Raw genomic sequence first — 14,380 nt, 5'->3', positions numbered from 1 at the left:
TGCTATTTATGATATCCCGGAGCTTCCCTTCTTCATACAGGCTTTGATCTCCCCTATGAGATAAAGGGAGCCTGCGCAGAAAAGAAGTCCTCCCTCTGCCCGGCGCTCCATATCTGCCAATGCCTGCCCTGTATCCTCGTAGGAGGTGACCTGGCAGGAGGCATGCTTTCTGAAAAGCTCTGCCAAAAGCCCTGCAGACAGCCCTCTGTCGCTGTTCATGTGCACTACGCCGATGGCTGCCCATTCCATTCCCTGGGTAAGCTCCTCTGCCATGACTTCATAATCCTTGTCCGATACGGCTGCAAAGAGGAGGTAAGCTTTTTTCTCCTGCCTTTCCCTAATCTCCTTTGCTGTCTCAAGAAATGCCCGTATCCCTCCCGGATTGTGGGCGCCGTCCAGGTATATGCCTGGTCTTGCCTGCTCCATACGGCCAGGCCATAAGGTTTTTTTGACGCCTTCTGTGAGATGGGCCGCTGTGATGGGCCGCGGCAGACGCAATCCTGTCAAAGACGGAGGCATCTCTGAAGCAGACAGCTCTGTTCCTGCCGCCGGTGTCTTTGTCCCTGGAGCCGCTTTGGAAAAATTCCCCTGCAGCACCTCCAGCGTCCGCACAGCCAGCATGGCATTCTCTGCCTGGTATCTTGCTTCAAAAGGAATGAGCAGATTAAGCGCTTTCCCATCCATCATCCTGGCGGAAATCTCCATTTGCCCGCTTCTTATCGCTTTTATAACAAAATCATCCTGCCCTACTGGGATCCGGGGAGAGTTTTTCTCCACGGCAGCATGTTCAATCACTCTGGACGCCTCCTCATCGGAACCGTCATAGATCACCGGAACGCCGGGCTTAACGATACCGGCCTTCTCTCCTGCAATCTCAGCAATGGTATTTCCCAGATAGGCTGTGTGGTCCTTGCTGATGGAGGTGATGACCGCTGCCAGAGGATGCTCCAGTACATTCGTTGTGTCCAGGCGTCCTCCCAGCCCTGTCTCTATGATCATGATATCCACCTTTTCCCTCTCAAACAGATCCATCGCCATGTAAAAGAGAAATTCAAAAAAGGTGGGATGGCAGTATCCCTTCTCCATCATCGCCCGGGCAGCAGAGAGGACCCTTTCAAAGCTTTCCTCTACTGCCTGGCTGTCTGCCATCCGGCCGTTTATCAGGAAGCGCTCCCTGATCTCTACCAGATGGGGAGAAATGAAGGTCCCGGTCTTATAGCCTGCCTCCCTGAATACAGAGGTGAGAAAGGCGCAGACAGAGCCCTTTCCATTGGTTCCCGCCACATGGATGGCCGGTATCCGGCGGTCAGGACTTCCCATGGCCTCCAAAAGAGCCCTTACATCCTGAAGGGAATTTTTCTTTCTGGTCCACATAGGGATCTGATCCAAATATTCTTCCGCTTTTCCCATACCGCAGCCTTCCTTTATCTTAACTTAATTTTTCCCATTTATCAACTGTAGTTTCTCGCCGCCCTTTGTCAGGATCCGACTTTATTCCCCACTGGAACCTGGGCCAGGATAATGGCTCCAAACATCAGGACGCATCCCATGATCTCCCTGGCAGACAGCTTCTGCCCCAGTATGATCCAGCCTGCCAGAACGGAAATGCTGGACTCCAGGCTGAGTATCAGCGACGCAACTGTTGGGTTCATGCCCTTCTGTCCCACGATCTGCAGAGTGTAGGCTACGCCGCAGGACATCACGCCTGCGTAAAGAATAGGAACCCCGGCTGCTATGATCTGGCTGATCTCAGGCGTCTCAAACAGCAGCATTCCAATGCCGGAAATGATGCCGCTGACAAAAAACTGGATGCAGGACATCTTCACCCCATCCACCATGGGCGAAAAGTAGTCGATCACCATGATGTGGATGGAGAACAGAAAGGCGCATACCAAAAGCATCAGGTCTCCCTTGTTCACAGACATTTCCCCGCCTGTCATGCAAAGCAGGTAAAGCCCTGCCACAGACAGGGCAACAGCCCCTGCGATGATGGGGCTGCATTTCTTCTTAAAAAATAGTCCCATAATGGGAACAATGACGATATAGCAGGCAGTGATAAATCCGGCCTTTCCCACAGAGGTATACTGGATGCCAAACTGCTGGAAATTGCTGGCAAAGCAGAGGGCTATGCCGCAGCATAGTCCTCCGATCAGCAGCGTCCGCCTGTCACCCTTTTTTGTTCCTGCCGCATTCCGGGAAGTTTCCGCTCCCTTGCCTGCCGCCTGTCCGCCTTCCTCCCTGCGGTTTAAAAACCAGATGCAGGGAAGGAGGACTGCGCTTCCTATAAGGCTTCTGACGCAGTTAAATGTCAGCGGCCCCACATAGTCCATGCCCACGCTCTGGGCCACAAATGCCACGCCCCAGATGGTGGCTGTGAGAAGAAGCAGCATTGCATTTTTGAATTTCATTGATGTGACCTCGCTGTATCTCTTAAGTAGTTCGTCCCTTTACTATAAAAATCCCGCCGCCGGACAGGCGGCATGTATTCAGGTATGCCAAATGCGCCCGCCAGACTTTCATGGTGCGGTGGCGCACTGGCCTGCCGGGTAAGCTTATTTCGTAAGCTGTGCCAGACGTGTCTGCACCTGCTCCATCATCTGGGTGTACTTCGCAAGCTTTGCCCTCTCCTCGGCGATCTTTGCCTCAGGAGCGCGGCTTACGAACTTTTCATTGCTCAGCATTCCATTGGAGCGGGCCAGCTCACCTGCCAGTCGCTTTTCCTCGCCCTTTAAGCGCTCGATCTCCTTCTCAATGTCTACCAGCTCTGCAAAGGGCATATAGATCACTGCCTTGTGGATCACCGCAGATACGGCGTCCTCGCCGATCCCGGCCTTATCCTTCTGGATGATGACCTCGCCTGCATAGCCCAGGGCTGCAAAGAAGCTCTTGCTGTGTTCGAAAATACCGCACACTGCCTCATCCTCGGAAACCACATATACGGTAGCCTTCTTGCTGGGCGGTACATTCATGGAAGTGCGCACATTCCGGATGGCCCTTACCGCCTCCTTGATGGTCTCTGTGGAGGTCTCCTCCGCTGTAAAGTTCCACTCATCCTTATATACAGGCCAGCTGGAGAGCATAATGGTCTCCTCTTCCTCCTGCAGGTTGCAGAAGATCTCCTCTGTGATAAACGGCATAAATGGATGCAGGAGCTTTAATGCCTGGATCAGCACATTTTTCAGTGTCCATATGGCGGCTGCCTTTGTGCTGTCCTCCTCGTTATAAAGGCGCGGCTTTACCATCTCGATGTACCAGTCGCAAAATTCCTCCCAGATAAAGTCATATACCTTCTGGAGTGCAATGCCCAGCTCGTATTTGTCAAGGTTCTCTGTCACATCCTTTGTGAGGGTGTTCACCTTAGATAAGATCCACTTGTCAGCCATTGTCAGGCTGTCCACAGTTACACCGGAGGTATCCGGGGCCTTCTCAATGTTCATCATGATAAAGCGGGAGGCGTTCCACACCTTATTTGCAAAGTTGCGGCTGTTCTCCACTCTCTCCCAGTAGAAACGCATGTCGTTGCCGGGAGCATTTCCGGTGATCAGGGTCATGCGAAGGGCGTCTGCACCGTACTTGTCGATCACCTCAAGAGGATCAATGCCGTTACCTAAGGACTTGCTCATCTTGCGCCCCTGGGAATCACGCACCAGGCCGTGGATCAGTACGGTATGGAAGGGGCATTTTCCTGTCTGCTCAATGCCGGAGAATACCATACGGATGACCCAGAAGAAGATGATGTCGTAGCCAGTCACCAGCACATCTGTGGGATAAAAATATTCCAGATCCTCTGTCTTCTTTGGCCATCCCAGAGTGGAGAAGGGCCAGAGAGCGGAGGAGAACCAGGTATCCAGGGTGTCCTCATCCTGCTTAAAATGCTGTCCGCCGCATTTCGGACAGGTGGCGGGAGCTTCCTTTGCTACTACCAGCTCACCGCAGTCCTGGCAGTAGTAGGCCGGGATCCTGTGGCCCCACCAGAGCTGACGGGAAATGCACCAGTCCCTGATATTCTCCAGCCAGTGGAGATAGGTCTTTCCAAAGCTTTCTGGAACAAATTTCAGTTCACCTGTCTTTAACGCTTCAATGGCGGGCTTTGCCATCTCCTCCATCTTTACGAACCACTGCTGCTTTACCATTGGCTCTACGGTAGTCTTGCAGCGGTCGTGGGTTCCTACGTTGTGGGAATGAGGAACTACCTTTACAAGGAGGCCCTGCTTTTCCAGATCAGCCACCATGGCCTTCCTGGCCTCGTAGCGGTCCATGCCAAAGTATGGGCCGGGAACATTGACTGTGGCATCGTCATTTAAGATCACGATCTCCTCCAGGTTATGGCGCTTGCCCACCTCAAAGTCATTGGGGTCATGGGCCGGGGTGATCTTTACGCAGCCGGTACCAAATTCCTTATCCACATACTCATCTGCGATCACCGGGATCTCCCTGTCAGTGAGCGGAAGCTTTAGCATCTTGCCCACAATATCCTTATAGCGTTCATCCTCCGGATTTACTGCTACTGCGGTATCGCCCAGAAGAGTCTCAGGACGTGTGGTTGCGATCTCCACAAAGCGTCCCGGCTCGCCCACTACAGGGTAGTTGATATGCCAGAAAAAGCCGTCCTGCTCCACATGCTCTACCTCTGCATCGGAAATGGAGGTCTGGCATACAGGACACCAGTTGATGATGCGGGAGCCCTTGTAGATATACCCTTTCTCGTAGAGCTTTACGAATACCTCCAGCACAGCGTCCGAGCAGCCCTCATCCATGGTGAAGCGCTCTCTGTCCCAGTCAGCGGAGGAGCCCAGCTTGTGGAGCTGGTTTACAATGCGGGTGCCGTACTCCTCCCTCCACTTCCAGCAGGCCTCCAGAAAGCCCTCGCGGCCTAAGTCTGCCTTATCAATTCCTTCTTTTTTCAGCTTGTCGATCACCTTGACCTCTGTGGCGATGGCCGCATGATCTGTCCCCGGCTGCCACAGAGCCTCATAGCCCTGCATCCTCTTGTAGCGGGTCAGGATATCCTGCATGGTATTGTCCAGTGCATGGCCCATATGAAGCTGTCCCGTGATGTTTGGCGGGGGCATCACAATGGTAAATGGCTTCTTTGAGCGGTTGACCTTTGCGCTGAAATATTTCCCCTTCAGCCATTTTTCATAGAGGCGGTCCTCAATGGCCGCCGGATTGTAGGTTTTCTCCAGTTCCTTCATTTTGGTTCTCCTTTATAGATGGATATTGTGATAACAGATTGACTGCAGCCATCACCAGCCAGTGAACAAGCCCCCTTTAGGGCTGCGATCCCCGCGGAGCGTTTTTGTTTCATAGGACGCACTTTCCTATGAAACAAAAAAGCCCTTTACCACTCCCCTTTCAGGGAGGGCAAAGGGCGAATCGCTCGCGGTACCACCTTTGATTCTGCCAAAAAACCGGCAATCTCTCGTGCCTTTAACGCAGGCTTACGGAAAGAAGCTACGCAGGAAAGCTGCTGGATAACCGTTTCACATCCAACTGTCTCCCTTCACCTCTCCGGTTCAGAAGCTACCTTCCGCCATTCTCTGCCCGGGCCGCCTTTCAGCCGGTGGACCGCCCTCTCTGCTGGTTCCTATGACGTACTCCTCTTCCTCATGACCATTTGTCTGGTGATGGATTTATTTATCAAATATATCGGGTTTGACTGGTTTTGTCAAGCGGTTTTTCCCTTGTATGACAGCTGTATTACAATGTATGCCGCTGTATGGCAGTTCCTTCCGATGATACTGCTGTCTATCGGCAAACGTTATCATACTCCCAGCCCCAATATACCGGTATAATATCCCACGATACCGATCACCATAAGGATCAGCACCACAACGATCGGAGAAACCTTCTTCTTTAACAGGCCCCATGTCCCGATGATAAATCCAAAGGGCAGCAGATTGGGCAGAAGGCCGTTTAATACATCCTGGAAAATGACGGTGGTCTGTCCGATGCTTATCTGCAGGGGCACATATACCAGCACCTTCTCTGCTCCCATGGCTCCGATGACTAAAAGGCCCAGGATGCCGAAGGCATCTGTCATCCTTGTGATGGAGCCGGCTCCCTCTCCCAGGATGTTCATGACGGATCTGCTTCCCTGCTTATAGCCCATCTGATACAGGTTGTAGCCCAGCACCAGCATGATGCCGGTAAACACCGCAAAGAACAGGATGGGGCCGGTGAAATTGCCCTTCAGCGCCAGGGCGCAGCCAACGGATACCGCAATGGGATAGATGATCCCTCCTGCCAGGCTGTCTCCCACTCCTGCCAGAGGGCCCATAAGGCCTGTGCGCAGTCCGTTTATCATCTCGTCGGAAATGTCTGCCCCGTTTGCCCTCTCCTCCTCTAAGGAAGCGCAGATGCCGGGGATGATATTTCCCACAAAGGACGGCTCTGTGTTGAAGAATACAAGATACCTCTTTAAGGCGGCCTTGATGTCCTCAGGATCTGTGTACAGGCGGCGGATAATGGGAAGCATTGCCAGCACATTGCCGGAGGCCTGCATACGCTCGTAGTTGTAGCCCACCTCTGCTCCCAGTCCGATGAGCCAGTGCTTGATCATATCCGACCTGCGCAGACGGATCTTTAATTCTGTCTTTGTCTCCTCCTCCTCGCCAGCCCCGAAGAGTTCCTCCTCCTTGCTCATTCCGCCGTAATATACGATCACGGCAATGCAGGCTCCCAATATGGCCACTGCCATGATGCTGAGCCCCAGGAAAGTAGCCGCAAAGAATCCGATGACAAAATAGGGGATCATTTTCTTCTTCCCCAGATAGTTGAGCAGCATGGCAACGCCCAGGGCGGGAAGAAGGTTGCCTGTTACACTCAATGCATTTACAAAGTCCTGTGGGATCTGGTTGAGCACGCTGTTGAAAAAATCTCCGCCCAAGAGCATCAGGATAAAAGCCGGTGTCCCGTTGATCACCAGAGCAGTCAGCTGCGGGAACAGCCATGCGTTGAAAAAGATCTTATTGATCTCCCCCTTTTCCGCATTGGCATCCAGACGGTGAACCCAGAATACATTCAGCGTCATCTGCAGGTTCCACTGGAGCACACCCAAAAGTCCAATGGGGATCGCAAGGGTGATGGCAAGCTCCGGTGTAGCCTTCGCAAGTATGGTGATCGCCGTTCCGTATACTCCCGCGATCCCAATGTTGGAGGGCATGGTGCCTCCGGCGGAGATCCAGCCAATATATGCTAAGTTGATGGTCGCACCTGCCATCAGGCCAAGAAGGGGATCCCCCAATATCAATCCCACAACAGTGCCGTTGATGAGCGGATAGCAGAAGGGCCACGTGATCGGGCTCCACACTCTGCCGCTTGCCAGATTTGCTGCAATCGCTAATAAAAACGCTTTTAATAGAATCATACTCCTTACCTCCTATCTTCTGTCAGATACTATCCAGAGTATAAAGGGCTTTTCCCGGCCCTGAAAGCCACTGCCCTCCCTCTTCTGTTACCAGAGCCTCATCCTCCATGCGGAAGGAAATCCATATTGTACCTGCCCCCCTTTCTAACTCATATGGATAGACCCCATTTTCCAATGCCAGCACCATGCCGGGCCTTATGATCTCGTCACAGTCATCGCTGATATTGGGATATTCTGTTACATTAAGTCCAATGGAATGACCGCTGGAATGTACTACCTGTTTTCCGTATTTTGATCGTCTCAAATACCCTTCTATTTCCCTGCTCACATCCGATATCCGCGCTCCCGGCCTGCATACGCGAAGGCCTGCATGGACGCATTCCCTGGCAGTCTCAGCCATCTCCCGGTAATCCTCCCCGGGCTCTTTTCCCAGATACATCACTCTGGTAAGATCCGAGGCATAACCGTCTATATGACCGCTGATATCCACCAGAACAAGGTCGCCGAAATCCACAATGCGGTCTGTGGCATAGCTGTTAAAGGTATGGTATTTGTCACGCCCTGAATTTACTGTGAGGTAGGAGATCTTGTCCACTCCTCCCGCCGTCATGCGGCTTGCAATTCCCCTGGCGATCTCCTTCTCTGTGGTGATTCCCGGACGTATGGTCCGAAATGTCTCTTCAATAGCCCTCTCCGTCACATATCCGGCAGTCTGGATCTTCCCTATCTCCCAGGATGTCTTTATCATCCGCGCTCTCTGGATCGCTCTTGTCCCATCGGTAAAGGAACAGTCCGAAAAAGAGTCCGTCAACTCCTTCAAGGTGGACAGGGACCAGAAATAGTGCTGTCCGTCTCCAGCCTCCAGACCAATCTTTTTTGTCTCGTAATCAAGGGCAGCCCTAAATTTTCTCAGGGCATCTGCAGGCCCTTCTGCATTTAAAGGCCCCAGATTCCGGCTTTTTGTGCCTGATACATAGATATTAGGGCACCAGCTCACATTTTCCACCGTTGATTTTTCCAGTATTCTCAGATAGATGGCCGGCTCTCCCTTCCTCGGCACAAAGACAAGCACAGGCCTGAACAGACTGGACAAATACCAGGAACGGTAGCCTGTGGTATAAAAAATGTTTTCCGGCGATGAGAGGAGCAGCAGATCAAGCCCCGTCTCCTCCATCTCCCTCTGCAGCTTCTGTATATGGGCCTCATACTCGGCTTGGGGGAAAGATTTCAAGTAATCGGGATATTCATTCATGGGTTTGTCCTCCTTTGCTGTTTTTCTTGCGCTCTCCGATATTTTCCAGCATTTTACAAAAGTTTTCTGATATTGACCTCTTTTTCACTGGGCACCAACTGGTAACAGATCTCTGTACCTCCTTCGATCATCCGCTTAAAGCATCCTGTTTCCTCTTCACTGGCAGAGACATTTCTGTTAAACGTCTTCCTGCCCGGCTTTGCTCCCATGCCGCCCAGGATGATCTTCGGGATCCTGATCCCTGACTGTATCAGGGCCTCCAGCACCTGTGGGATCTTTACCAGCACCATGAGCCCTTCCTTCGGACCAGGCGCTTCCTTTAAAAACCCCTCTGCGTCCTTCTGGTTCATGATCATCACCTCTACTCCCACAGGGGCCGCCGCCTTGTAGATACGCTCCATCAGCTTATTCTTTGACAGTTCCTCGTCAATGATCAGAATCTTGTTAATGGGATACTGCTTGATCCAGGCCGTCACCACCTGTCCGTGGATCAAACGGTCATCGATCCTCACTACCAGCATTTCCTTCATAAAAACCTCTCCTTTCTGTAATGTCATTCATTTTCAAGCTGCTCTAAAAATGCATTGCAGTCGTAAATGCTGCTCCTTGCCACCTCATCCAGTCCCTTCACAGCCTCCTCGATATCCTGGGTCATGCGCCTGTTTAACACCTCCAGAAAAAGCGGGAAATTGACCCCTGTAAAATGCTTAAAGCGGCATTCTCCATCTAACTCCATCATGGAATTAAAGGGCGTCCCGTTCATCAGGTCTGTTAAGACCAATACCTCCTGTCCCTTTGCTCCGGATCCGCGGATGGACTCGCGGATCCGGCATTTTAATCCGTCCACATCGCAGCCCAGCTCCAGCCCATAGGCCTCCAGCTCTCCCTGGGAACCAAATACCAGGGAGGATGCCCTGATAAAAGCTTCTCCCAGGCTGCCATGCATAAATAATATGATCTTAAACATTCCTATCCCCCTCCATAAAATAATTGATAAAATCAGGAATGATCGTATCCGGACAATTATCCAGCAGGTACACCAGCTTTGAAGAGAACAGCATAAAGTCCAGATTGCACATATTGATATGCACCTCAGCAATCGAGGTCCTGTCCTTATTCAGGATAAACCGGCAGCAGTTCTCCTCCCTATTGTTAATGACATACCTATAGCGGATCCCCTTTAAGGCTGGGAACCGTATCAGCAGCCTTCCCTCTTCTTCCCATTTTGTCCGGATGGCTGCTTCTGCAAAGCTGATCCGGCAGCCAATATCTCCCAGATCATTGATCAGCCGTACAAGCTCCCTGAAATACATAGCAGCGCTTTCACTGCTTTTCCAGAACAATTCCTGTATATCCTGAAAATCCCTGTCTTCCAATATCGGTGATACGAGCACATAGGGTAGCCTTTCCCTGCCGCCCTCCAGCATAAGGGTAGAAATACAGAAATCATAGGCGTCACGGCTTGTCAGGCTGTATTTCCTGGGTGTACAGGTGTCAAATTTCCACTGGGGAAAATGCTGCATCAGCCGCGTTTTCGTAAGGTTTGCAACGCTGTTTGCCAGATCCGTTACAAACAGGACATTGGCATGCTCGGACTGTCTTACTGTCTCCCCCAGAATATAGAGTGTCAGAAAGCCGATCTCATCAATGGAAAGCTCCGGCAGGCCAAACTTCTCTGCGAGGATGCAGCAAATGATCCGGCATACATTCAGGGTACTCTGATAATCCTTTAAAAGGAGCTCTAACAGAGGATTGATGGCAGGCGCACCATGGAGCAGGCGGTTCAACATGAGATTGATGTGGGCGACCACATTTTCACAAAATATTGGATTTTCTCTCAGGTTGATATCTGTGATAACAGCAAATGCATCAATAAAATCCTCACAAAACAGCTGGAACAATCTGCTGCTGTTCTCTCCCCTGTCCAAGGCGGATATACGCGTGGACGCCAGCAGGCGCTCCAGCTCTTTCTCCTCCTCCACAGACAGCTCCATGTGATAATGCTCCTGCATTTTCATTCTGATCTTTTCCGCGATTCTCCTTATGATCAGGCTTTCTGACAGGACAAGGGATATCTCCTCCCGGTTTTCGTCTGCAGAAGATCCGCTCTCCACGGAGGGCTTAAGGCTCCAGCCGTTTTTTAAGCGGTAGGCCATTACCAGAAAATGAAGGGACAGCCTTAAAAATTCCCTGTCCTCAAAAGTATGCTTGCATTCCTCCTCCATCTCATTGAAAAGCTGATTGGCAAAGCAGATGTCATCCTCCTTAAAAATATCCAGGATCGTCTCCAGCGTCTGGGCGGCAGGCTGGCCCCTTCCCCATGACTCCTCCTGCGTTTTGGGCTGTGTGGCTTCTCCGTCCAAAATATGGGAGAGCACTTGTACAATTGCCTGGCGTATCTCCCTCTCATCTCCAGAGAGGATCGTTCCCTTTGCCGTCCTCCTGAGCATCAGGGAAAAATGTCCCAGGATCTCTTCCAGGAAGATCAGATCCTGATTGACTGTGCTCTTGCTGACATAATACTTATAGGCCAGAGAGGACAGAGATGTATACTCATCGGAATACAGCAGCAGGTTCAGCAGGATATCCATTCGCCGAGCCTCTGTCTGCCAGGAATTTTCTTCCCGGCGATGGGCATGATAGCCGAGATAGGATATATGGTTTCTTAAACTTTCCCTGCTCTCCGTTCCAATGCAGAGGCGGATTCCCACTCCCTTTCTTTTCTCTACCCTTGCCTGAAAGCCCTCCAGAAATCCCTCCATCACCGCCAGATCCCTGTACAGCGTCTTTGGGGACGTCTCAAGCTCCCTGGCAAAAAAGCTGATCGGAAGGAACTCCTCTCTGTGCTTTAAGAGCATGTCTGAAAATGCAATCTGCCGTTTGTTCATACAACCTCCTCCTTGTCTTCATTATAACAACCAGTTCCTGGAAATTTAAGGCAGGGGCTTTTGTTCTTGTGTCCATTAATATTATGGACATGGCTGTACGCTTCTGCGAATTTCTACAAGGTTATTTCCTGCATTTTCCTCTTGAACAAGAACATATGTTCTTGTATAATGATCGTAAAGACGATCTTTGGAATCAGCGAAAGGATCATGATATGAAAAACCATGTATATCTCTGCATCGACCTCAAATCCTTCTACGCATCCGTAGAGTGCGCTGAGCGTGGCCTGGATGCCATGACTGCCCGTCTGGTGGTGGCTGACCCGGAGCGGAGGAGCGGAACCATCTGCCTGGCTGTCTCCCCTGCCTTAAAGGCCATAGGCGTAAAAAACAGATGCCGCGTCTATGAGATACCGGCATCTGTGGATTACATTATGGCGCCGCCCCGGATGCAGCTCTACATCCAGTATTCTGCTGCCATTTACCGTATTTACTTAAGCTATGTGGCAAAGGAGGATATTGCGGTCTACTCCATTGACGAGGCCTTTTTGGATGTCACAGATTACCTCTCCCTCTACTCTGTGACTCCCCGTGAGCTGGGAATCCGTATTATGGACGATATCCGGCAGACCCTCAGGATTCCTGCCGCCTGCGGCATCGGCACCAACCTCTATCTGAGCAAAGTCGCCCTGGACATCACAGCCAAGCATGCCAGGGACTTCACCGGCTATCTGGATGAGGAGCTTTACCGCAGGACTCTGTGGGGTCACAGACCCATCACCGACTTCTGGAGGGTCGGTCCCGGCACTGCCAGGCGCCTGCATTCCATGGGCATTGATACCATGGAAGGGATCACCCGCGCAGAGGAGGACCTTCTCTACCGCACCTTCGGGCTGGAGGCCGAATACCTGATCGACCATGCCTGGGGCCGGGAACCTACCACCATACAGCAGATCCAGGCGTATACTCCCAAGGACACCTCCCTGTCAAGCGGCCAGGTCCTTATGAGGGATTACCGCTGTGAGGAGGGGCTGCTCATTGTAAAGGAGATGACGGACCTGCTCTGCCTGGATCTGGTGGAACGGAGGCTGGTGACAAATTCCCTTTCCCTGTTCATCGGCTATTCCGGCCACAGTTTAAAGCCGGCCCGCGGGACCAGCTCCATGAGCGTCACCACCAGCTCTGTCCGCGTGATCACAGAATACATGGCAGCGCTCTACCGCAGGATCGTGGACCCTCAGTCACTCATCCGGCGGGTGGTCATTACCTTTGGCCATGTGATGGGGGAAGATTTTGAGCAGTGGGATCTCTTCACAGATCCCCAGTATCTGGAAAAAGACCGTCGGATACAGAGGACAGTCCTGGACATCAAACGGAGATTTGGGAAAAATGCCGTATTCAAGGCCATGGATCTCCAGGCTGCAGCCACTACCCGCGAGAGAAACCAACAGATAGGAGGACATCGAAGGGGACTTTTGTAACCGCGCAGACCGCGCTTGGCTCTTTACTCCCTTTGACGCCCTAAAGGGCTTCCGTGAGGCCCTGTCCCAGCAGGAGATTGTAAAAGCACCCAAAAAAGAGCTTCCTGAGGAAGCTCTTGAGGAATTGGACCGCCGTTTCAGACAGCTTGAAAAGGGAGCGCTGGTGACGCTCACCCACTACAGAGACGGCATGTATGTGCAGTCCACAGGGATCGTGGACCGCATTGATACGGACAGGCGGACGCTGTGCCTTTCCGGTATAAGGATCCCATTGAGGGATATTACTGAAATCCACCTCCCGCCCTGCATGCTATGACTCTTGTTTCTTTCCGAACCTGAGGGCCATAATAAGAAACTGCAGCAGCACATATCCCACGATCATCGTGGTGAGGTAGATCTGGATCCCGGATAGCTGCCCTGTCACAGCTGCCCAGGACTCCTTTCCTGCCCCGGCCAAATAGGCAGTCATCTTGTTAGTCGCCACGATACCGATACACATAGGGAAGGTCATTCCCGCAAATCCCGGTGCAAAAGGAAAGGAGAAAAATTTCGGCAGCTTGACAATGATAAAGGCCAGCGAGGCCAGCACACAGGCATACAGCAGGAACAGCAGCATCTGGCTGGGATCCTGTTCCACATTCAGGTAGCTTACCACGCACAGGCTGCAGGGAGCAAGCAGCACTGCCATAGTGTGGTAGACTGCCGGCTTCACCTCCACTGTGATCAGCCTGTAAAGCATAAATGGAAGGATCACAAAATACACGGCGATCCCGTAGTACAGCACGACCCGCAGCACAGGACCTGCATTCATGGCTCCGCCTATTACACAGCTCACCATAATGCCGTTATAGGTGACGAACCAGCTGGGAACAAAGGTGTTGATATTCCGGTCCTTGATCACATTCCTGTAGGTAAAGATTAAAATATGTACTGCATGTACTGCCAGGGCTGCCATCCAGATCCCCTTGCCCAAAGCAGGTACATAATCAAAATAATAGCTTCCCAGTATCATCAGTACCATGATAAAGCCTGCATAGAGGCTGCAGGGAACCACGGTCTCATACTCCTTTTTGCAGGTCAGCGGGAATTTCACGATTTTTGCCACATACAGCAGGACCACCAGGGTTGCCGCCCACATGGTCAGATGACGTACCCAGGTATATCCCATTCCTGAATAGACATTTCCCAGGGTCAGGGCGCCCACAAAGGTGGGCAGCACAGGTACGGGCATTCTCTCTAATCGGTTCATATGCTCTCTCCTTTTGTTTCATTACTGTTTCGCTCACGGCTGCCGGTCAACACTTTCATAATAAACGGACATGTCGCCTGACGGCGGCATCACAGATCATGAAAGTCAGCCCGATATCCATGAGACTCTGCATGCTGGCATGCG

Annotated in this window: 11 protein-coding genes; 2 read left to right on the top strand and 9 right to left on the bottom strand. The window is 51.8% G+C overall.

Annotated elements, in window-relative coordinates; all coding sequences use genetic code 11:
* Positions 1 to 6: 6 nt before the first annotated feature.
* From LIZ87_RS03205 to LIZ87_RS03170, 8 genes are all read right to left on the bottom strand, one after another.
* The gene (locus LIZ87_RS03205; protein ID WP_227145241.1) at positions 7 to 1,410 is read right to left on the bottom strand and encodes a bifunctional folylpolyglutamate synthase/dihydrofolate synthase; all 1,404 of its coding nucleotides are present in this window, start codon (positions 1,408 to 1,410) and stop codon (positions 7 to 9) included.
* A gap of 68 nt (positions 1,411 to 1,478) precedes the next feature.
* Entirely contained in the window at positions 1,479 to 2,408 is a 930-nt protein-coding gene (locus tag LIZ87_RS03200; RefSeq protein WP_227145239.1) for a DMT family transporter, read from the bottom strand.
* A gap of 144 nt (positions 2,409 to 2,552) precedes the next feature.
* A complete protein-coding gene (locus LIZ87_RS03195) occupies positions 2,553 to 5,195 on the bottom strand; it encodes a valine--tRNA ligase (protein WP_227145237.1) in 2,643 nt (880 codons plus the stop codon).
* Between the two features lie 569 nt (positions 5,196 to 5,764).
* Positions 5,765 to 7,369, bottom strand: a complete 1,605-nt coding sequence (locus tag LIZ87_RS03190; RefSeq protein ID WP_227145235.1) for a PTS system mannose/fructose/sorbose family transporter subunit IID — start codon at positions 7,367 to 7,369, stop codon at positions 5,765 to 5,767.
* A gap of 22 nt (positions 7,370 to 7,391) precedes the next feature.
* The gene (locus LIZ87_RS03185; protein ID WP_178316965.1) at positions 7,392 to 8,621 is read right to left on the bottom strand and encodes a M24 family metallopeptidase; all 1,230 of its coding nucleotides are present in this window, start codon (positions 8,619 to 8,621) and stop codon (positions 7,392 to 7,394) included.
* Between the two features lie 53 nt (positions 8,622 to 8,674).
* Entirely contained in the window at positions 8,675 to 9,151 is a 477-nt protein-coding gene (locus LIZ87_RS03180) for a PTS sugar transporter subunit IIB (protein WP_178316964.1), read from the bottom strand.
* Positions 9,152 to 9,174: 23 nt separating this feature from the next.
* Positions 9,175 to 9,588, bottom strand: coding sequence for a PTS sugar transporter subunit IIA (locus LIZ87_RS03175; RefSeq protein WP_178316963.1), 414 nt, complete (start codon positions 9,586 to 9,588; stop codon positions 9,175 to 9,177).
* Positions 9,581 to 11,509 (bottom strand): BglG family transcription antiterminator, encoded by a 1,929-nt coding sequence (locus LIZ87_RS03170; RefSeq protein WP_227145233.1) that lies wholly within the window; start codon positions 11,507 to 11,509, stop codon positions 9,581 to 9,583. The genes LIZ87_RS03175 and LIZ87_RS03170 overlap by 8 nt, the downstream gene beginning before the upstream one ends.
* Before the next feature lie 212 nt (positions 11,510 to 11,721).
* Here LIZ87_RS03170 and LIZ87_RS03165 point away from each other — a divergent pair, with 212 nt between their 5' ends.
* Positions 11,722 to 12,987, top strand: coding sequence for a Y-family DNA polymerase (locus LIZ87_RS03165; RefSeq protein WP_227145231.1), 1,266 nt, complete (start codon positions 11,722 to 11,724; stop codon positions 12,985 to 12,987).
* Positions 12,968 to 13,303, top strand: a complete 336-nt coding sequence (locus LIZ87_RS03160; RefSeq protein WP_319638567.1) for a YolD-like family protein — start codon at positions 12,968 to 12,970, stop codon at positions 13,301 to 13,303. The genes LIZ87_RS03165 and LIZ87_RS03160 overlap by 20 nt, the downstream gene beginning before the upstream one ends.
* Here LIZ87_RS03160 and LIZ87_RS03155 read toward each other — a convergent pair.
* Positions 13,298 to 14,236 carry a TDT family transporter gene (locus LIZ87_RS03155; protein ID WP_227145229.1) on the bottom strand — a complete coding sequence of 313 codons (939 nt, stop codon included), beginning with the start codon at positions 14,234 to 14,236 and terminating at the stop codon, positions 13,298 to 13,300. The genes LIZ87_RS03160 and LIZ87_RS03155 overlap by 6 nt on opposite strands.
* Positions 14,237 to 14,380: the final 144 nt, after the last annotated feature.

Source organism: Lacrimispora sp. 210928-DFI.3.58 (assembly GCF_020554865.1).
GTDB lineage: Bacteria > Bacillota > Clostridia > Lachnospirales > Lachnospiraceae > Enterocloster.
Note: the sequence above shows the minus strand (reverse complement) of the source record. Positions and strands in the feature narration are given on the sequence as shown.

What these genes read in the sequence shown, in the direction of transcription:
- LIZ87_RS03205 (WP_227145241.1), bottom strand. Translation starts at nt 1,410, where the DNA reads ATGGGAAAAGCGGAAGAATATTTGGATCAGATCCCTATGTGGACCAGA.
- LIZ87_RS03165 (WP_227145231.1), top strand. Translation starts at nt 11,722, where the DNA reads ATGAAAAACCATGTATATCTCTGCATCGACCTCAAATCCTTCTACGCA.
- LIZ87_RS03170 (WP_227145233.1), bottom strand. Translation starts at nt 11,509, where the DNA reads ATGAACAAACGGCAGATTGCATTTTCAGACATGCTCTTAAAGCACAGA.
- LIZ87_RS03185 (WP_178316965.1), bottom strand. Translation starts at nt 8,621, where the DNA reads ATGAATGAATATCCCGATTACTTGAAATCTTTCCCCCAAGCCGAGTAT.
- LIZ87_RS03195 (WP_227145237.1), bottom strand. Translation starts at nt 5,195, where the DNA reads ATGAAGGAACTGGAGAAAACCTACAATCCGGCGGCCATTGAGGACCGC.
- LIZ87_RS03190 (WP_227145235.1), bottom strand. Translation starts at nt 7,369, where the DNA reads ATGATTCTATTAAAAGCGTTTTTATTAGCGATTGCAGCAAATCTGGCA.
- LIZ87_RS03200 (WP_227145239.1), bottom strand. Translation starts at nt 2,408, where the DNA reads ATGAAATTCAAAAATGCAATGCTGCTTCTTCTCACAGCCACCATCTGG.
- LIZ87_RS03180 (WP_178316964.1), bottom strand. Translation starts at nt 9,151, where the DNA reads ATGAAGGAAATGCTGGTAGTGAGGATCGATGACCGTTTGATCCACGGA.
- LIZ87_RS03155 (WP_227145229.1), bottom strand. Translation starts at nt 14,236, where the DNA reads ATGAACCGATTAGAGAGAATGCCCGTACCTGTGCTGCCCACCTTTGTG.
- LIZ87_RS03175 (WP_178316963.1), bottom strand. Translation starts at nt 9,588, where the DNA reads ATGTTTAAGATCATATTATTTATGCATGGCAGCCTGGGAGAAGCTTTT.